Annotated in this window: 17 protein-coding genes; 10 read left to right on the forward strand and 7 right to left on the reverse strand. The window is 48.4% G+C overall.

Annotated features, from left to right (window positions below):
* Positions 1-40 precede the first annotated feature (40 nt).
* The gene (locus tag HPY27_RS26705; RefSeq protein WP_017246761.1) at positions 41-484 is read right to left on the reverse strand and encodes a MarR family winged helix-turn-helix transcriptional regulator; all 444 of its coding nucleotides are present in this window, start codon (positions 482-484) and stop codon (positions 41-43) included.
* Positions 485-725: 241 nt separating this feature from the next.
* Here HPY27_RS26705 and HPY27_RS26710 point away from each other — a divergent pair, with 241 nt between their 5' ends.
* A complete protein-coding gene (locus HPY27_RS26710; RefSeq protein WP_173623484.1) occupies positions 726-1,214 on the forward strand; it encodes a hypothetical protein in 489 nt (162 codons plus the stop codon).
* A 51-nt stretch (positions 1,215-1,265) separates the two neighbouring features.
* Here the strand turns inward: HPY27_RS26710 and HPY27_RS26715 are convergent, their stop codons facing one another.
* From HPY27_RS26715 to HPY27_RS26730, 4 genes are all read right to left on the reverse strand, one after another.
* Complete coding sequence (locus HPY27_RS26715) at positions 1,266-2,150, reverse strand: LysR family transcriptional regulator (protein ID WP_174226378.1); 885 nt, start codon at positions 2,148-2,150, stop codon at positions 1,266-1,268.
* Between the two features lie 15 nt (positions 2,151-2,165).
* On the reverse strand, positions 2,166-3,374 hold the full coding sequence (locus tag HPY27_RS26720; protein ID WP_017246758.1) for an MFS transporter: 1,209 nt from the start codon (positions 3,372-3,374) through the stop codon (positions 2,166-2,168).
* A gap of 89 nt (positions 3,375-3,463) precedes the next feature.
* A complete protein-coding gene (locus HPY27_RS26725) occupies positions 3,464-4,126 on the reverse strand; it encodes a type 1 glutamine amidotransferase domain-containing protein (protein WP_174226379.1) in 663 nt (220 codons plus the stop codon).
* Between the two features lie 187 nt (positions 4,127-4,313).
* Positions 4,314-6,488: a serine hydrolase domain-containing protein gene (locus tag HPY27_RS26730; RefSeq protein WP_174226380.1), complete on the reverse strand. Its 2,175-nt coding sequence runs from the start codon at positions 6,486-6,488 to the stop codon at positions 4,314-4,316.
* A gap of 261 nt (positions 6,489-6,749) precedes the next feature.
* Here HPY27_RS26730 and HPY27_RS26735 point away from each other — a divergent pair, with 261 nt between their 5' ends.
* Entirely contained in the window at positions 6,750-8,540 is a 1,791-nt protein-coding gene (locus HPY27_RS26735; protein WP_174226381.1) for a helix-turn-helix transcriptional regulator, read from the forward strand.
* A gap of 30 nt (positions 8,541-8,570) precedes the next feature.
* On the opposite strand, the gene HPY27_RS26740 is transcribed toward HPY27_RS26735, so the two are convergent.
* Positions 8,571-8,729: a hypothetical protein gene (locus tag HPY27_RS26740; protein ID WP_007720288.1), complete on the reverse strand. Its 159-nt coding sequence runs from the start codon at positions 8,727-8,729 to the stop codon at positions 8,571-8,573.
* 259 nt (positions 8,730-8,988) lie between these two features.
* Between HPY27_RS26740 and HPY27_RS26745 the strand changes: the two genes are divergently transcribed.
* The gene (locus HPY27_RS26745; protein ID WP_174226382.1) at positions 8,989-10,332 is read left to right on the forward strand and encodes an erythromycin esterase family protein; all 1,344 of its coding nucleotides are present in this window, start codon (positions 8,989-8,991) and stop codon (positions 10,330-10,332) included.
* 55 nt (positions 10,333-10,387) lie between these two features.
* Here the strand turns inward: HPY27_RS26745 and HPY27_RS26750 are convergent, their stop codons facing one another.
* Entirely contained in the window at positions 10,388-10,978 is a 591-nt protein-coding gene (locus HPY27_RS26750; RefSeq protein WP_174226383.1) for a DJ-1/PfpI family protein, read from the reverse strand.
* A 146-nt stretch (positions 10,979-11,124) separates the two neighbouring features.
* Between HPY27_RS26750 and HPY27_RS26755 the strand changes: the two genes are divergently transcribed.
* The 7 genes from HPY27_RS26755 to ebgA all read left to right on the forward strand — a co-directional run bounded on the left by HPY27_RS26755 (position 11,125) and on the right by ebgA (position 20,075).
* Complete coding sequence (locus tag HPY27_RS26755; protein ID WP_174226384.1) at positions 11,125-11,997, forward strand: LysR family transcriptional regulator; 873 nt, start codon at positions 11,125-11,127, stop codon at positions 11,995-11,997.
* Between the two features lie 183 nt (positions 11,998-12,180).
* Positions 12,181-12,960, forward strand: coding sequence for a DeoR/GlpR family DNA-binding transcription regulator (locus HPY27_RS26760; RefSeq protein WP_174226385.1), 780 nt, complete (start codon positions 12,181-12,183; stop codon positions 12,958-12,960).
* Positions 12,961-12,994: 34 nt separating this feature from the next.
* Entirely contained in the window at positions 12,995-13,858 is an 864-nt protein-coding gene (locus HPY27_RS26765; RefSeq protein ID WP_174226386.1) for a class II fructose-bisphosphate aldolase, read from the forward strand.
* A 29-nt stretch (positions 13,859-13,887) separates the two neighbouring features.
* The gene (locus tag HPY27_RS26770; RefSeq protein WP_174226387.1) at positions 13,888-14,979 is read left to right on the forward strand and encodes a bifunctional phosphoglucose/phosphomannose isomerase; all 1,092 of its coding nucleotides are present in this window, start codon (positions 13,888-13,890) and stop codon (positions 14,977-14,979) included.
* Position 14,980: 1 nt separating this feature from the next.
* Positions 14,981-15,925, forward strand: a complete 945-nt coding sequence (locus HPY27_RS26775; RefSeq protein ID WP_174226388.1) for a 1-phosphofructokinase family hexose kinase — start codon at positions 14,981-14,983, stop codon at positions 15,923-15,925.
* Positions 15,926-15,953: 28 nt separating this feature from the next.
* On the forward strand, positions 15,954-16,952 hold the full coding sequence (locus tag HPY27_RS26780) for an ROK family protein (protein WP_174226389.1): 999 nt from the start codon (positions 15,954-15,956) through the stop codon (positions 16,950-16,952).
* Positions 16,953-16,970: 18 nt separating this feature from the next.
* Complete coding sequence (gene ebgA, locus HPY27_RS26785; protein WP_174226390.1) at positions 16,971-20,075, forward strand: beta-galactosidase subunit alpha; 3,105 nt, start codon at positions 16,971-16,973, stop codon at positions 20,073-20,075.
* The last annotated feature ends 49 nt before the right edge of the window (positions 20,076-20,124 follow it).

Here is a 20,124-nt window from a genome sequence, read left to right on the forward strand (position 1 = left end):
CCTTATATAACTTGACTAATCAAGTGATGGTGTAAAAAAATTACACAGGCGGTAATTCCTTTTTTTGGCTATTCTTATGAACGCGTGTCATGAGGGTGTATAGCGTTTTTTGCTCTTCTTCGCTGAGTACTTCGTCAAAGAAAGACGATTGGAAAGCCAGTTGTTCAGGAAAGGCTTGTTCCAGTACTGCTTCCCCTTTTTCGGTAAGGCTGATCGTTTTTGTTTTCCAATCCTGCTTGCGTACAATGTAGCCTTCTTTTTCAAGACGTACGAGCATTCGAGAAATACCACCTTGGGTAACGGTTACCCTCTCAGCTAACTCCGATTGGGTAAGAGGCTGATAGACGCTAATTTGCATCAGGACATCGAATTGAGCTGTTGTTAAATCAAATCTATTTAGGAACTCATTTGACAGCTGGTTGCTTTGGGTGGTAAACCGCATCAAGCGTAACCAGATTAATGAGCCTATGGTGTTATTACGCATGTTAGTTTGCCTCCCTTCGCTGAGCTTATTATCACTTTACTACTCAACTGATAAAATAGCAAGCGTTTATTAATTTCCTTCCACACCCATTTATTCATCCGAGTATGATGTTGTGTCGATTATTTGGTATTTTTATAAAAGAACACTATGAGATATACACAATTACTCGGAATGGAACTTTGCCCAAGTGGGGTACGGATTAAAAGGTAATGCACACTATTTATGAAATAGGGGATCATTTATGGAGAAAAAATCAGGAGTATACTTTGGCAAAGAAATTGTCTTAAACAACTTGAGAGATATCCTATTTCACTATCATACTGAAGAAAATGCAGATTATGAGCTTACCATTGATTGTAAAGAGTTCGATCCAAGAATTGAAATAGATGCTGAAATAATTGGGTCTTATGTAAGAAAAGAAGACATAGAAGAATTGAATTTGAAATTAAAAGGGCTACCAGGGAACTTCCGTTGGTGCACATACAAACACTGGCATACGACTGCAGTAATCAATGAAGTAAAATATGAAGCATATGGAAAGGAAACGCTAGATGGTGAACGGTTGCTTCTATTAGAAGATTATACGGGAGAGTTGAATGATCTCAGATTAAAAATATGCAATCTCCCTCAGCATTTACAGTGGGTGACATTGAGGAAAAATATTGATGGAACATATCCAAATATGCAAGAAAACTTTAGATCTTGGATAAACGAGATGTTAAAACTTTAAACTGTTTGTAAGAATGTGCCGCTCCATTTTTAGGAGCGGCATTATTTTTATCTATTGTTTTTTTTCAACCGTCTTCTTCATCGTTTCAATTAATGCTTTCAAGAGGGGCAAATTTCGGTTCTTCATATGATATGCCAAGTACAAATCATTAAAAACAGTACAGGACGGATACATGATCTTTACTTTGTTTCTGGACAAATGGTCATCCAACATGAACGTGGGCAACAGGCTGATGCCAGCACCATGCTCGATAGCCTTCAGCACACTGTGCAAATCCGGTACGACGTGTGTCGGATGCGTTTGTGGACGCTTCTGAAAATGCTCACGCCAAAAGCGGCGGATGATCGGCAAATCCAAATCATAGCTGATCCACGGCTGGGAGCATAGCCACGATTCAAAAGACTCCTCGTCGTCAAACGTTGGTTCACTGTAATCGGGAGGTGCCACCAAAGCAAATTCCTCTTGCATGTACGGAATATATTCGACGCCTGGCGCGGAAAGCTTTTGCGACATGACGATGAGATCTACTTTTTCCTCCAGTAATAATTCGAGTACCTTGGAAGCGACACCGAGATAGGCGATGACGCGCATTTGGTAGCTCCCGATATGCGGAGCTAATTTTTCACGGAAAAACTCATGCGCTGACCCGATTCGAATCACGGGTAAAGACGTGGCCGCGTTCGTCTTGAGGGTCTGCGTGGTTTCTTCCAAAGCTTCGATGAGCGGAACCACCTGTGTATAGAGCGCTTTGCCTCTCTCGGTAGGAATCATTTTTCGGGGAGCTCGTGTAAATAACGGCTCACCCACTTCTGCTTCCAGGGAGGCCAAATGCTGGCTCATGGCTGGTTGGGTCATCATTCTCGTTCTGGCAGCTTCCGATACGGAGCTATGCTTATAAATGCTGATAAAGCTTCGGTACCATTCAAAGTCCACCATGCTGGCTATCCTTTCTTAACTGAGACGTTTCTGGTGCTGTGCTCCCCATATCGTAAACAAAATTCCGATGACCGTCACGAGCGAAGCGACCCAAGGAACGGCAGTAAGACCGCCTGCAAAGTTAAAATCGATAACAACGCCCCCGATATAGGCACCAAGTGCATTACCCAGATTGAAGGCCGCGATGTTCAGGGTCGAGGCGAGAGTAGGTGCTTCCTTGGCTGTGTTGAGCATGTGGAGCTGCAAGCCAGGAACGGTACCAAATGCGGCAATCCCCAAAATGAATACGGTAATTAAGGTGAGAAGCTTATTTTGATCGGTAAAGCTGAACACAGCGAGAATGAGCGCTAGTGCGACAAGTATCCCGAGCAGGGAAGGAAACAGCTTGCGGTCTGCCAATTTTCCACCGTAAATATTCCCGATTGTAATCCCTACGCCGAATAAGACGAGGATGTACGAAACAGAGCTGGGTGAGAAGCCCGTGATGTCCACCAGGATTGGCGAAATGTACGTAAACGCGGTAAATACGCCACCAAATCCGAATACAGTCATCAAAAGCGCGATATGAACCGCTGGGCGTTTGAGTACGCCGAGCTCTTGTCGCAGACTGGACGTTGCGTTGGCGACCTTCGGAACGAGCATGACAATTCCGATCAATGCAATGATCCCAATCATCGTGATTGCCCAGAAAGTAGAGCGCCACCCGTACGCTTGCCCCAGAAACGTTCCAATCGGTACACCCAAAATATTGGCCAGTGTCAGTCCGGTAAACATAATCGCGATGGCACCCGCGCGTTTTTCCTTGGGAACCAGCTCAGCAGCAATGACCGAACCCACACCGAAGAACGATCCGTGGGTAAGAGCAGCCAGGATGCGAGCCAGCATCAGAACCATATAGTTCGGTGCGAGGGCGGCTAGCGCATTTCCCGCGATAAATAGAATCATAAGAAACAGCAGAAGTGCTTTGCGCGGCATTCTGTGGGTAGCCATCGTAATGATGGGAGCGCCGATAGCGACACCCAATGCATAGCCGGTAATAAGGAATCCAGCCATCGGAATGGAGACGTTCAGACTGGTGGCTACCTCAGAGAGTAGTCCCATAATGATGAACTCTGTCATCCCGATCGCAAATGCTCCGAGTGTCAGAGCGTACAGGGCGAGAGTCGATCCTTTGCGAGTGGCCTGTGCTGGTTTATAGTGTCGGGCCATATTTTCTGTTGCCATGGTAGTGAGTAGCCCTCCTTTCGGATAAAGAAAATGACAAGATAAATAGGGGGAAGGCTGATATTTTTCGTCTATCAGCCTCACGTGTATTATTCGCCTAATTTGTTTACTACTGCTTCTGTGACAGCGAGTGTAGATTGGGGATTTTGTCCAGTAATCAGGTTGCCGTCTACTTCTACATGGGTGCTCCAGTTTGGTGCCGCCACAAAAATGGCACCGAGATCGCGGATTTTGCTCTCCAGGAGGAAAGGCAGGTAGGACCCCAAGCCTGTTGCTGCTTCTTCTCTGTCTGTGAAAGCATTCACGCGCTTGCCTGCGACAAGCTGCTGACCATTTGACAAGGTCGCACCGACGAGACCGGCAGGACCGTGGCAAACAGCGGCTACGATTTTTCCTGCTTCATAAAAATCTCGCAGTAATTGCTGGAGCTTTTGGTTATCTGGCAGGTCAAACATCGTGCCATGACCACCAGGAAGGAAAATGGCCTCGAAGCCGTCTGCTGTTACGTCATCCAGCTTTTTGGTGTTTTCCAGATGCTTGGCGGCGTCCAAGATTTCTTGCGGTGTTTGGTCGTCCACGCTGCCGGGGTCAATCGGACCAACTCCACCCAATGGACTTGCTACGGTGACTTCAAAGCCTTTGTTTTCGAAGGCTAGATAAGCCTCCGCAAACTCGGACAGCCAAATTCCTGTCTTTTTGCCTTCCTGCATGTCTGTATGATTGGTGACTACCATCAAGATTTGTTTTGCCATCTATATTGCCTCCTGTATTTTTTGATTGGGGTACAGTTGCTATTCTAAGGTCGAGTTATCGATAAAACAAATTATGTTTTAGTAGCATAACAATAAATAAATTTATAGATAATAATTGAATAGGAAAAAGGCTTATTGCTCTTGGATTTCCAAAAGCAAAAGCCTTCTATCAATTTTCCTTTTTAACTTAACGGTTAAATTCCTTTTCGAACATGGCTTGGTTAGTGACGACAGGTTCTGGACCGACCGCATTGATGTTCGTCACCATAATATCCTTCCCGCCTAAGGTACCACCCGCTAACGTTTCAAACCCATGAATGCCGCCTCCATGAACCCAATAGGTCTTTCCGCTCGGCAGTGTCACCCCGTAAATTCCCAATCCATATTTGCCAAAAGGCGATTCCACACCTGTTGTCATCTGTTTCATCATCTCGTCATTTAATAATTTCCCACCCAAAAGCGCACTAAAAAAGCTGGTCAAATCTTTCCCTGTCGAAATCATTTCCCCCGCAGCATTCGCGAATGAAGGATTATACTCTGTGAAATCAAACAGTTTCCCTTCCCGATTCAAGCTATAGCCTGTGGCATGCTGGCCCGGGATTTTTGGATTACTGCCACTAAAGGATGTATTTGTCATCTGAAGCGGGTCGAGGATCCGTTTCTTCATCTGCACATCGTACGTTTCTCCTGTCACCTTTTGAATAACAAGACCAGCTAGGACGGTATTTGTATTCGAATAGTCAAAGCCTGCCCCTGGTTGAAATACTGGTGGCTTAGCCAGTCCCATACGTACAAGGTCATCAACGGTATATTGAGGGAATGAGGTAGCGTACCGCATGTCTGTACTCGTATAGCTTGCAATCCCGCTCGTTTGGTTCAATAACATACGAATCGTGATTTTGTTGCCGTCATACCCATTGCCCTTTACCACACCTGGGAGCCATTTTTCTACCGAGTCTTCAAGATTTAGCTTTTTCTCCTGAGCCAACTGTAAGACAACGGTAGCAACAAACGCCTTTGTGACACTACCAATACGGAAAGTAAAGTCTGGCTCCATCGGTTTTTTATTATCGAGGTTGGCTACACCGGCTGTATAAGACCAGTATTCTCCGTCTCTTAACCCAGCAGCAATTATTCCAGGGACTCCCTCAACTTTTGCTTTCTGATCAATGAAGTCCTTCATTTCTTTCCCATGTTTTTGAGCTGCTTGATCCGGGGTGGATGGTTGCATCGCTTGTCCCGAGAATTCAGTCATCTGGATGTTCTCCATATGAGAAACAGTATCTCCTAATGCATTGATACTCATCGCGATCACGTGCTCGCCGTCTTTTGTTCCACCTGCGAAGTTGGTGAATCCAGGAATACCGCCTTGATGGCCCCATATGGTAGTGCCATCCGGCAATGTTACTTCCTGAATACCGAGTCCGAATTTTCCGTATGGATTAGAAACAGTGGTTAACATTTCTTTCTGCATCTCAGGTGTTAACAATTTTCCGCCCAATAAAGCGCTAAAGAACGTTGTTAAATCTTTCGTAGTCGAGATCATAGCCCCTGCTGCGTCTGCAAACGAAGGGTTAAGGTCAGTTATATCCATTAATGTACCGGCATTGTTAAAGTATCCATTCGGACTGTTTTTCTGAATGGATTGTGAGTGATCCGGGAAAAACGTTTCTGTTAGTTGAAGCGGCTCAATCACTCGTTTCTTGATTTGTTCGGCAACCGTTTCTCCTGTGACCTTTTGGATAACGAGTTTCATCAGCACTGTATTCGTATTCGAATAGCCACCCGTGGTCGGTGTATGCTTTAATGCGCGAGAAATGAGTTGTTCTGCTGTAAACGTTTGAGTGGAGTTCTGGATTATACTTTCCTTGAGTTCATCATCTAAGTAGTCTGCCACTCCACTCGAATGATTTAATAACTGACGAATCGTAATTTTGTTACCGTCATATCCGTTTCCTTGGACGACACCTGGGAGCCATTTTTCCAACGAGTCATCGAGGCTTAGCTTCTTTTCCTCAGCTAGTTGCAGGGTCACTACACCGACGAACGATTTCGTTAAACTCCCGATTCGAAATGAAAAGTCAGCTTCCATCGGTTTCTTACTTTCTATATTCGCTTCTCCGGAAGCATACGACCAGAAATCATTTCCCTTCTTTACTGCAAAGAGGACACCTGGAATGTTTTCGCTGGCAGCAGCTTTATCAATCGCTTCTTTTATTTTGGTATGATCCGTTTTCTGTTGTTGCGTGATTGCCTGGTCCAAACCTGCTTCCGCACAACCGTAAGTAGGAAGTATCAGCGTTCCTATCAATAATGCAGATAACGTAAGGGACGCTCCTTTTTGCATAGGGAATGGTTTCATTTCTCATCGCTCCTGTAAGTTGAAATGTGTTGTCTTTACACATCCACCTTATTCTCAGGGCTGTAAAATCACATAGTGACAATACCGTTCAATCTATATATGACATCGTGCTAACCGTTCATATTTGCGGCATGATAAAATGTCATAGGAGCTATATGACACGGCTCATTCTGCTTGACGAATCGGGAAATGATGATGCATGATGAGTCAGAAACATTCGGGAAATTCCTTACCATTCAAATGAGCAGGAGTACATGACAAATGTTATTCATGATAAAAAAATGGTTCTGGTACAATTGGGTGATTTTTGCCTTGCGAACGATTTGGCTAGGTATCATCGTCATCGCAGATATTATGTATCCGGCAATGATAGCCGTTCCGTTCGGAGTCATCATCCTTAGTGCCCTTTTGGTTTATGCCATTCCATTGATCGTTCAATATAGAAAAAAAGATTGGTATCTGGCAGTCGAAGTCGTAATGACAGGCTTTTTTTATCTATTTGTGGCCTTTGTAGCACCTGGATGGACTTGGCCTTTCGTTTTACTAGTAATCATTATTGGTGTGGCCAGTAGTCGCAGAACGTATATGTGGACGGGAATCACTAGTGGGATTATTTTTCCGGTTTTGAACGGGTTGATTACCAATCGTCTCCCGTACGAGTTCATGTTTAGTTGCAGCTTTGGTTTTGCGATTGGGATGGCATTTAGCATATTAATTGAGTCTCATAAGCAAGGCCGCATCATTCAGGAACAGAAGCAATTATTGGAGCAGCATATTAAGCAAATCGAGGAGCTGACACTGATCGAGGAACGTAATCGGCTGTCACATGAGTTACATGACACGATTGGCCATTCGCTAACCTCTCTGATTGTTGGCGTTGAGTCGCTCCGATCCTCGGTTCCTGATTCACAGGTCGAACGAGTTGATAAACTTGTCTCCATAGCAGAAGGCAGCCTAGATGATATCAGAAAGCATTTGCATCAGCTCTCTCATGCTCATGCTCGCTTCAACCAGTCGTTAAGTGAGTCACTCCTGGAACTGACGGAAGAATTTATGAAGTCAACAGGTGTAACGGTCAACTTCCGTGTGATCGGCAGTGAGACGCTCGTTATGCAAAAAATGAGCATTTCTTTATATCGTTGCCTGCAAGAATTGCTTACAATGCGGGTTCGTCACGGCCAAGCAAGTGTGATAGCTGTTGATCTGTATTTCGAAAGTCAGCAACTCCGTTTACAAATCGAAGATAATGGCAACGGACTAGAGTCCATCGAATTCGGCTTAGAACTAAAGGGAATAAAAGAACGGCTTGAGCAACAGCAAGGTACGCTGTCCGTTCATTCACAATCAGGGCAAGGGACCGTTGTCATTTGTAATGTTCCCATACAGGCAGAAGCTGGACAGGGAAGTATCCGCCTGCTGATTGTTGACGATCAGGTGATGATTGCCGACAGTTTACAGCAAATATTAAGCCAGCAGGACAACTTTATCGTTGTGGGTACAGCCAGTGATGGGCAAGAAGCTTTAGAACAGTGTGAACGACACCAGCCGGATATCGTGTTAATGGACGTGCACATGCAAGGGATGAACGGACTGGAGACCTTCCTTCAAATGAAAGAAAGCTGGCCGAACATGAAGGTTGTGGTCATGACAACGTTTGAGGATTCGGTACAGGCAGCAACAGCATTGGAGCATGGGGCGGAAGGATATATGCTGAAGTCTACTCGTCCAAAAGAGATGATGGAAGCGATGAAGCTCATATATAGCGGGGGAACGTGGCTTGATCAGTCGATCGCCACGCGCGTATTCGAAGAGATGAAGCGCCAACGTGAGCAGTTGGAGAGGTACAGCCCGAATGATCCGTATGGATTGACGAAACGGGAGCGGGAGATTTTACAGCTTTTATCGGATGGGCTTCGCTACAAATCGATTGCCACCAAACTATATTTATCGGAGGGAACGATACGGAATTACTGTTCCACTCTTTATTCGAAGCTCGGTGCCAGCAACCGGGAAGAAGCAGTTGAACTGGCGCGAACCAAGAGTATCTTATAGACGACAAAAAAGACGGGAGAAATCCCGTCTTTACTCTTCCGGCGTTCGATCTAGGAACAGCCGCGTTACCTTTGTGTAATCCCCTTTTTCTACTTCTTCTTCCGTTGCCTTTTCTTCCAAAGGGTCATGACCGTACATACTTGGCGCAATCGTTGGATCGTGCTCAGAGGAACGCTTTTTATTATCCATGATTCACCACTCCTTTAGAAGGTAGGGTGCGATGGATGGCCGATTCTTATCCCTGATTGCAGCATATGACATTGGAAATGTTATTTCAAAAGTACCGATCTTCAAGATCCGGTGCTTTTTTTGATGACAGATTGTCATATGGGGTAGGGGGAAACCGTTGGCAGCTGGGCGTTTGATACTTATGACAAAACGTTACTTGTTGTACAGGCAGTGCTCGGGCCATACTTTGGGCAAACGAAGATAATAGGAGGAAAGAGAAATGAACTTTTACAAAAGTAGCATCGCCGCGGTATCGATTTGTAGTCTCCTCTTAACAGGAGCCCATGCCACGTATGCAGCTCCATTAACCGAGGCGGACAGCGAACAACAACAAGGGAAGAAGGCAAAAAATCTAAGTCCAAAAGAATGGTTAGAGCTGAAATCTTTTGAATTGAATAGCGCTGAGCCTGGGACTGATCTTGAAGATATTGAACCGCTGCGCGACATGATCGGTTCTGCTTCAATCGTAGGTTTAGGTGAGGCAAATCATGGCAGTCGTGAAATTTTTACGATGAAACACCGGATTGTTGAATTTCTCGTCATGGAAATGGGCTTTACCACCCTTGTATTAGAAGAAAACTGGGGCAACGCATTGGAACTTGATCATTACGTTCTCACAGGAGAAGGGAATCCGAGTGAATATCTAATGCCCCTATTTCAAACACAAGAAATCGTAGACATGCTGGAATGGATGCGTGAGTACAATGCTGATCCGGAGAACGAAGAGAAACTGCGGGTGGTCGGGATGGATGTACAAAACGTCAGCGAAAATGTATACGATGAGATCAGACAGTATATAAAAGAATATAAGCCTGACCTGCTGCCCCGTGTGGATAAAAAAATGAAGGAACTTGCCGAAGCTACGAAGGATCTGGAAACCTATACATCTTTGCCAGATGCCATTCAGAAAAAACATCATGAGCAAGCGAAAGAAATCACGAAAATATTAGAACAAAACAAAAAGCGTCTGAACGGCCAATCCGAGGAGTTTGCAAAGATCAAGCAACACGCCAAGGTCATTGAGCAATTTACTGGCATGTATTTCAACTTCTCGGAGAATCCATCAGAAGTATTTTTGAGGCATGATATCGCGATGTTTGAGAATGCGAAGTGGGCTCATGAACAGCTGGGAAAAACAATCGTATGGGGTCACAATGGGCACATCGCAAAGAACAATATATTGCCGGATGTATACCCGAAGCTCGCCGGTCAGCACTTACTGGAGCATTATGGTAAGAAATATGTAACGATTGGAACTTCATTCGGGAAAGGCGATTACAACGCGTATAACCTAGAAAATAAAATTGTTCCAGTTACCATTGAATCGAATGATCCAAAAACATTCAATCACACCCTGGATCAAGTCTCAAAGGATCAATACTTTGTTGATTTACGGAATGCTACAGGTCTCACCAAAAAATGGTTAGAGGAAGAACGACCGTTTTTGAACGGATTCGGTTCTGCTGATCCAAGCAAACCAAACACTGTAACAACTGCGCTTGGGCAAACATTTGATATTCTCATTCATATAGACACAGTGAGCGCTGGCGAGCTTGTTCGTTAAATAGCAGAAAGAAACCGGCATTTACCCAAGAGCACTGGGCAGAATGCCGGTTTTATTATACAAGAAACCCCATCAAGCGTTTCACATTGTCGGTGTTTTCGCGGGATGTCAGCGACTCCAGCAAGGTGAATGCCACATCAAAAGCGGTCGAAGGGTTGTACGAGGTGATAATATTGTTGTCGATGACGATGGATTGGTCAGGGATGACATTGGCACCCATCGCAGCTAGTTGCTTTTGCCGCAACTGGTTGTTCAGGTTGTAGGTCGTTGCGTTTCGTCCTTGCAAAATCCCGCTTTTCCCGAGGGGCAGTGCGCCAACACAGATGGAGGCGATCACTTTGCCTTGTTTTTCAAATTCACGTATGAAAGCGAGCACGTCCTCGCGATAGGCATCTTCATAAAACCCCGCCTGCTCAAAACCGCCAGGCAGTGCCAGTGCATCGAAGTCATTTACATCCGCATCGTCGATCACCATTTCGGGGATCACAGTAAAATTCCACGTGCATTTCAGCTCTTTGCGCGTTCCCACCGTCACCAGCTCCGTTGTTCCGTCGCCCTCTTCCTTGTTCCAGCCGATTACATCTGTAAATACGCTAGCCTCTACTGCTTCAAAACCATTCGGTAATAACAAGCACACTTTTTTCATCGAAAATCAGCTCCTGTGTTCGAATCGTTCAAGCCGTACCGGTACATACCAAGAATCATATGCTATCATTGGTTATTAGTAAAAATGAAAGTTCTGAAGATGATCTTCAGGATTTCTGATAATAAATTTGCGCAAGGGGGAGCGGTATGGAGATTCGCCAATTTCAAACCTTTAAGGCAGTCGTCGATTTCAACAGCTTTACAAAAGCTGCACAAGCACTGCAATATTCACAGGCGACGATTACCTCCCATATTCAGCAGTTGGAAGAAGGAATGGGTGTCCCTCTGTTTGATCGATTGGGAAAGAAAATTCAGTTGACCACCTATGGCCGCGAGCTGTACACGTATGTCGAGGAGCTGCTGGTTTCGTATGCAAAAATCAAGGATATATCGGCGAATGAGCAATCCCTGCAAGGCGAGCTGCGCATCGGGGCCTCAGAGACGATTACGATCTATCGGCTGGGTGACATTTTGTCCAAGTACAGAGCGAGCTACCCAGGCGTAAATATTTCATTTGTGATGGACGACTGCATTCGCTTGCGGGAAAAGCTGCATGAAGGTCTATTGGATATTGTGATCACGCTGGAGCCAAAGCTCGATGATCCGAATCTGGTAGTGGAGCAGTTCTCTACCGAGCGGCTGGTTTTTATCGGGGGGCGTAATCATTCGTTTGAGAAAATAGAGGATGCTGGCGAGGAATGCATGATTTTCAGTGGAGAGCATTGTGCTCTGCGGCGGTTTTTTCAACGATTCTTGGAAAAAAGGGAGATCAAGCCGAAGCACCACCTGGAATTCTCCAGTATGGAAGCGATCAAGCAGAGTGTGGCGAACGGGCTAGGCGTGAGCTTGATGCCCTCTATCAGCGTCGAAGCCTTGTTGAATGAGCAAAAAGTGAAAATGATAGCGTGCGAGGAAGAGCTGTTGTTCTATGCGCAAATTGCCTACCATAAAAACAAGTGGCTTTCACGGGCACATAAGAAGTTTATTGATTTCATGCTGGAAAGTCGGGATATCGGGTAAAGCGGCAACCAACCAGTCTGTTTTGGTCTAGAACCAGAGCAGGCTGGTTTTATTTTCGGAAAATTTCATAACTTGTTTGACATCGGTTTTTCTACAATGCTAAGATCGAAGTGAAAGTAAACGAAAGGAAAATAGAAATAAAACGAAACAAAATTATTTATGATCGTAAGGAAGTGAAGTCTTATGCTGGCAGCCGAACGGCACAGCAAGATCCTCGAACAATTGAAAGCAGAACAGAGCGTAACCGTCAGCCAATTGAGTCTGGCGCTGGATGTGTCGGAAGTAACGATCCGAAAAGATTTGATCAAGCTCGAAAACGATGGCCTGCTGACGCGCATTCACGGGGGAGCGACGATTACGAATTTCTTGCCATTGGAGCGCAGTTTTACAGAGAAGCTGGAAGAGAAAAGCGAAGAGAAGCAAGCGATTGCCCATCAAGCGCTGTCGCACATACAGCCGGGGGACACGGTTATTCTCGGGGCAGGGACAACGATGATGGAGCTCGCCAAGCTGCTGCGCGGCTTGAATGATCTGACGGTTGTGACGAATGCGGTCAATATCGCCATGGAGCTGAACAGTCAAGGCAAGCATCACGTTATCTTGATCGGTGGAGAGATGCGCCACAAATCCTTTGCGCTCGTTGGTTCTGTCGCAGCGGACAATCTGCGTGGACTTTCTGTCTTCAAATGCTTTATCGGGGCAGATGGGGTTCATCCGGAAAATGGGCTGACGACGCTCAATCTGGCAGAAGCGCAAATCAACCAAGTTATGATGGAACGCGCCAGAAAGGTCTATGTGCTGGCCGACCACAGCAAGTTCGGAGAGACGCATTTGGCGAAGTTCGCCGGGGTGTCCGATGTCGATCGGATTATTACGGATGCGGCGGCACAGCATCTTGTCAGTAAGTACGCGGAGCTGGGCATCAACCTGGAGCTGGCGAGCTTGCAGGGCGTGACTAGGTAAACTACCAGATCAGAAAGGAAACGGAGGGATCGATATGGCGTTGGTATCATCGACACAGATGCTGCGCACAGCAAGGGAGCAAGGATATTGTGTGGGGGCATTCAACGTACACACGATGGAAATGCTCCAAGCAGTAGTGGAGGCGGCTTGCGAAGCAAACGCACCGCTCATTTTACAGACCACAGTCGGAACGGTCCGGCATCTCGGACCTGAGTATGTAGCAGCAATCGCCCGGGTAGCCTCAGAAGAGGCCCGGGTACCAATTGCCCTGCATTTGGATCATTGTCATGAAGAGGAGCTGATCGTGCGATGTATTGAAGCGGGTTATACATCGGTCATGATCGATGCGTCGATGCATCCTTTTGCGGAAAATGCGTCGATGACCCGGCGTGTAGTGGAGCTGGCTAGGGAGCGCGGTGTCAATGTGGAGGCAGAGCTCGGCAAGGTCGGGGGCGTGGAGGACGATCTCGTCGTGGACGATGCAGATGCTGCACTGGCTGACCCGATCGAGTGCGAGAGATTTATCGAGCTGACTGGCGTAGATACGTTGGCTCCGGCTATTGGTACGGCCCACGGGATTTACAAGGGGGAGCCGCGCATTGATTTTGTTCGTATCGAAGAGATTGCTCGTCGTGTTTCTGTGCCGCTTGTATTGCATGGCGGTTCGGGAATTCCCGAGGAGCAGGTGAAGCGGGCGGTTCAGCTCGGCATGGCAAAAATGAACGTAGCGACAGAGCTGCGTATCGCGTTTTCACAAGCGATCAAGGGCGTATTTGACAACAACCCGCAGGAAAACGACCCGCGCACCTATATGAAGCAGGCCAAGCAGGCGGTCAAAGAAGTGGCTCTCGCCAAGATGGAGATGTGTGGTTGTATCGGGAAAGCTAGTGGACGTTAATCAAAAAAATGGGAAAGGGACGATTTTACATGCGTATGAATCTCGATGATACAAAAGCACTGCGTGAACTGGATACGATTCGGGCACTGCAAGATACGGAAAGCTATGATGAGCAGTTTAAAACAGGCTTACAATTATCTGATTCTTTAGATGTGTCAAATATTTCTGTTAAAATTGAAAATATTGTGGTGCTTGGCACTGGTGGCGGTTCGGCTGCGAGCGTTAATTTGATCAAGTCGTATTTGTTTGACGAGCTGCAAGTGCCGCTTCAATTAAATCAAGGCTACACCATCCCGGCTTTTGTAGATGCGAAGACGCTCGTCATCGTCGTTAGCCACTCCGGCAATACAGAAGAAGTCGTCAGCGGCTATGAAGCGGCCATCGCCAAAGGAGCACAGATCGCCGTCATTACGGCGGGCGGAAAAGTATTGGAGCTGGCTCGTGAACACAATCATGCGTGCTTGATTGTACCAGGCGGAATGATGCCTCGGATCGTACTCGGCTACATTTTCTTGCCAATCCTCGCCATATTGACGAAACTCGGGCTGATTTCCGACAAACGTGCGGAGGTCGAGGAGACGATTGCCCTGTTCGAAAAGTGGAAGCACATCTACGGAACGGACTCTCCAATCGAAAATAATGAAGCCAAGCAAATCGCCATCGAGATGGATGGACTGATACCTGTTGTGTACGGAACGCTACCGTTTTTCGATGCTCCTGCATGGCGTTGGAAAAACCAGCTCGGGGAAAACAGCAAGCTGATGGCATTTTGGAACGCCATTCCGAGTCTTCACCACGACGAAGCTGTGGGCTGGGATTCGCCGTCTGCACTGCTGAAGGGCGTTCATTTTACACTCATCCGCGATCAGGAGGATAGCGAGAAGACGACCCAACGTGTAGAGATCAGCGCTGACATTTTGCGTGAGCGCGCTGGTGGGGTAAGGGTGGTTCACTCCCACGGTGTGTCCCGAATGGCTCGTTTGTTTTCCATCGTGTACTTGGCTGACTTCGTGTCGCTGTACGCTGCTCTGATTCGCGGCGTAGATCCAACCCCTGTAGAAGTGATCAATTTGTTCAAACAAAAAATGGGCCAGCCGCTCGTTACTGTGCAGGTGAGATAGCATGCTCGTAACGGTAACACTGAACGCGGCCATCGATAAGACGTATCGACTCTCGCATTTTCGTTCTGGAGAGCTGCATCGCACGGCAGATGTACTGAGCTTGCCCGGCGGAAAAGGGCTAAATGTGGCCCGTGTAGCAAAAGCATTGGGGCAGGATGTAGTCGCTAGCGGTTTTGTCGCCGGTCACAACGGGAGGTTCATCGTGGAAGGCTGCGAACGTGAGGGGATTACGTCCTCCTTTATCGAAACGAGCGGAGAATCTCGACTGTGTCTCGCTTTTCTCGACGAACAGGAAAAGACGGTGACAGAAGTGCTAGAGCAAGGTCCTGCACCCAATGAAGAAGAGATCAGTCGCTTGCAAGAGCGTTTGATCGAGCTGGCGGCCAAGGCACAGTACATGGTCTTTTCCGGAAGCTTGCCAGGTGGCGTTCCAGCTGAAACATACGCTGCGCTCATCCGAGGTGTCGCCGGGAAAGGAACTGCATGTGTGCTCGATACGAGCGGCCAGGCCCTGCTGGAAGGAATAAAAGCAACCCCCTCGCTCATCAAGCCCAATCGACCGGAAGCGGAAGCGATTCTCGGATTTTCGCTGGATAGCGACGATGCCAGATGCAGAGCCATACGCGAACTGCGTGAGCACGGTGCCCAGCGAGTCCTTCTCTCGTTAGGAGAGGAGGGTGCGTGGTTTGGCGATGGCAAGGAGACGTGGCGTATTTCCGCGATCCGGTTAGCGGATACCGAAGTGAAAAATACAGTGGGCTGCGGTGATTCGATGCTTGCGGGTGTCCTTGTCGGAAGGCTGCGAGGCTTGGCTTGGCCAGATGCGATTTGGCTGGGAATGGCATGCGGCGCCGCGAATACACGGTCGTTAGGAGCGGGCATGATCGCGCCCGACGATGTGCAGAGGTTGAGGAGTCAACCGATGCATGTGGAGCGAGTCGAGTAGAATGACTGGTTCAGAAGGGAGGAGTAGCATGCGCCATGTAATTGGCCTCGATGTCGGTGGTACGACAATGAAAGGGGCGGTCATGGACGAGAATGGGCGAATTCTCCTCCGGGCTGCCAAGGAGACAAAAGTTCATAACAACTTGCCCATCTTGATCGAGCGAATGGCTGCCTTGATTAACGAACTGCGGGATCAATCACCCGTTCAAATAGAGGCAGTAGGGATCGGATTTCCTGGTCCTTTTGATGCGGAAAAGGGGATATCGGTTCACTCGCCCAACTTTCAATTGCACCAGGCAGACTTGCGGACACCACTCGCGAAGCTGGTGGAGCTGCCGCTTTTTTTTGAAAACGATTTACGGACAGCTGCACTCGGAGAAGCCATTTTCGGTGCGGGTCGTGAGGTAAGTCACCTCGTTTTCGTGCCGCTTGGTACAGGGGTGGGAGCAGGGATTGTAAACGAAGGCAAGCTCGTTCGGGGCAGTCACGGATTCGCGGGAGAGATTGGTCATGTGCGCTATCCAGGGCTTACTGCTCCATGCAATTGCGGCAAACTCGGTTGTGTTGAGACGGTCGCATCTGCCACAGGTATTGCCAGATTGGCCCGTGAACGCTTAGACAAGGAGCTCGATGCCAATCCGCGGCAAGCAAAAGCCTCTCCTCTGTTTACTCTGTGCGATGGACAGATTGAGCGGATTACGGCTGAGCAGGTGGCTACGGCAGTGGAACAAGGTGATGCGGTGGCGATCTGCGCCTGGAACGAAGTGTGTGAAGTAACGGGCTGGGCTTTGTCTGTGCTGGTGAACGTGTGCAACCCGCAGCTCGTAGTGATCGGTGGTGGGGTTTGCCGGGCTGGGGAGCTATTGCTGGCCCCGGTACAAGCGAGTGTACAACGGTACGCCATGGAAGTCGTTCATCAACAGACAAAGATCGTTTTGGCCGAGCTCGGTGCAGATGCAGGAATGCTCGGTGCTGGCGCCTTGGCCCTGCAAGCAATGAACAGGGAACAAGGAACCGTGAAATTGTAAAAAGAGGAGTGTACATCGATGCAACAACGGTATGACTGGGCGAATCATCAGCTGCTTGAGCGAAATCGCTTGGCGGCGCGGGCTTACTTTTTGTCTTACCCGGAAGAATCGGGAGCACTGACATATGAAAGAGGCGCGACACCGTGGTTTCAATTGTTGAATGGGCATTGGCAGTTTGCATACGCAGAATCACCGCTGCGTGTACCGGAAAACTTTTTTGCCGCCGATTATGATGCGACGGAGTGGGCCCGGATTCAGGTGCCGGGGCATTGGCAGCTGCAAGGGTACGGAAAACCGCATTACACGGACTTGTATTATCCGTTTCCGGTAGATCCGCCGCATGTCCCGTCAGATAACCCGACAGGCTGCTATTTACGAGAGTTTACCGTAGCGTCTGCGTGGCAAAATCAGCAGGTGATCCTGCGGTTTGAAGGGGTCGACAGCGCTTTTCATGTGTGGCTGAACGGGAAGGAAGTCGGCTATAGCCAAGGAAGCCGCTTGCCATCTGAGTTTGATGTGACGGAGCTGTTGCAGGAAGGCAGTAATCGCTTGGCTGTTCAAGTGTACCAATGGTCGGACGGTACGTATGTTGAGGATCAAGATATGTGGTACTTGAGCGGGATTTTCCGGGATGTTTCCCTGATTGGCAGACCGAAGCTGCATGTGAGAGATTTGGCAGTCGTGACTGATCTGGATGATGAATGCCGCCATGGCGTGCTGCGGGTACGTGTCCATGTAGAAAACAGTTCCGCAGCTTCCTATGATGGGGTGAACGTGACCGCAAAGCTGTTGGATTCATCCTACATGCCTATCGCTTCGCTGACGGACACTGGGGCAGGCGAGCTGGCAGCCGGACAAGAAAAGGTCGTGACTTTGGAGCTTCCGGTGCAGGAGCCGAAAAAATGGTCGGCGGAGGAGCCGAACCTGTATCATCTGCTACTTTCGATTGAGCAGGAGTCGGGCGAAAAGACAGAAGTCATCCCGATTCGCGTGGGCTTCCGACGGATCGAAGTAAAAGGAAACAACTTCTTCGTAAACGGTAAAGCGATTCGCCTCAACGGCGTGAACCGCCATGATCATCATCCCGATCTCGGGCGTGCTGTCCCGTATGAAACGATGCGTGAAGATGTGCTCATGATGAAGCGCTACAACATCAACGCCGTTCGTACCGCGCATTACCCGAACGATCCGCGTTTTTACGATTTGTGCGACCAGTACGGATTGTATGTCATGGACGAAACCGATTTGGAGACACATGGCTTCCAGTTAACTGGAAATATTAGTCGGCTGAGCGATGATCCAGAGTGGGAGCAGACATACGTGGAGCGCATGGAGCGCATGGTAGAGCGGGACAAAAACCATCCGTCGATCATCATGTGGTCGCTTGGCAACGAATCCGGCTTCGGCTGCAATTTCCGGGCAATGGCTGCTTGGTGCCGACAAGCCGACCCGACTCGCCTCATTCACTACGAGGAGGATCGCGAAGCAGAAGTGTGCGATGTATTTTCCACCATGTACTCCTCGGTAGAAAAAATGATCCAGCACGGTGAAAATGAACATCTGCAAAAGCCGCATATCATGTGCGAGTATGCTCATGCCATGGGAAATGGACCCGGTGGCTTGCGCGACTACGCCAATGTGTTTGACAAATATCAACGCTTGCAGGGCGGTTTTGTGTGGGAATGGATTGATCACGGCTTGCGTCAATTTACGCCGGATGGGCGAGAGTATTATGCCTACGGGGGAGACTTCGGGGACTACCCGACGAATGGCAACTTCGTCATCGACGGCCTGATTCGTCCGGATCGCACCCCATCCCCTGGATTACTCGAATACAAAAAAGTGATTGAGCCGATCGTCGTCGAAGCGACTGATTTGGAAAGCGGGCTCGTCACCATTACGAATCGCTATGATTTCCGCACGCTTGCGCACGTGAAAATGGTTTGGAGTGTGACAGCAGACGGACAAGTGGTGCAGAGCGGAACGCTGTCGCTGCCACATACAGAAGCAGGAAGTCGTACCATTGTAGCTGTTCCATATACCTTGCCCGCGCAGGCACAGGATCGGGCCGACTACTGGCTGACTCTCTCCTTTGTGCTGGCCCAAGATGAGAGCTGGGTACAGGCAGGACATGAGCTGGCGTGGGCACAATTTGTCTTGCCAGTGACCGCTGCCCAACTGGTTAAGGTCGCTTCCTATCAGGCTGTGTTAGGCAGAGTAGATACGAAAGAAACGAAAACGGACGTCACCCTTACAGGAGCAGATTTTCAGTTCGTTTTTGACAAAGTGAGCGGTGTGCCGACGAGCTGGGTATTTGCAGGCAAGGAGCTGTTGGTGGCAGGACCTCGTCTCACGTTTTGGCGTGCTCCGATTGACAATGACATGTACGTAGTGGAAGAGTGGCGCAAGGTGTACCTCGATCGTTTGCAAAATCGAGTGGAGGATGTAAGCATCCAGCAGGATCGAGCAGATCGTGTGGTCATTACCTGCGATGTACGGATTGCTCCACCTGTATACGACTGGGGGTTTGCGTGCCGCTACACGTATACCGTGTTCGGAAATGGCGAGGTGCAAGTAGATGTTCAAGGCACACCCAAAGGCACCCCGCCAGCAATGCTGCCACGAATCGGCTTGAAGCTATTGGTCGCCAAAGATATGGAGCGTGTCTCGTGGTATGGTCGTGGCCCGGGAGAGGCGTACATCGACAGCAAGGAAGCCAATCGCATCGGGGTGTATCACGCGAGCGTGGATGAGCTGTACACGCCGTACGTGTTCCCGCAGGAAAATGGCAATCGCACGGACGTCAAATGGATGTCGATCACGGATCAGCGAGGCATTGGACTTTTGGCGATGGGTCAACCGACCTTGGAATTTAGCGCACTTCGCTATGATACGGACGATCTGGAGCAAGCGAAACACACGACAGATCTCGTAAAAAGAGAGTATGTCACACTGCATCTCGATTATCGACAAAACGGGCTGGGTAGCAATAGCTGCGGACCTAAGCAATCGGAGCAGCATGCCTTGCGTCCAGAGGAGTTTTTCTTCCAGATGAGGCTAACGCCTTTTTCGAAGGATACGATTTCTCCGGTTCAGTTGTCTAAGCGGAATTTGTGTGACTAACCGCTGATTGTTCTCGAAGGCATCGCCGAAACGTTGTACAATCTAATTA

It is taken from the genome of Brevibacillus sp. HB1.1 (genome assembly GCF_013332445.1).
In the GTDB taxonomy this organism is placed as follows: Bacteria; Bacillota; Bacilli; order Brevibacillales; family Brevibacillaceae; genus Brevibacillus; species Brevibacillus porteri.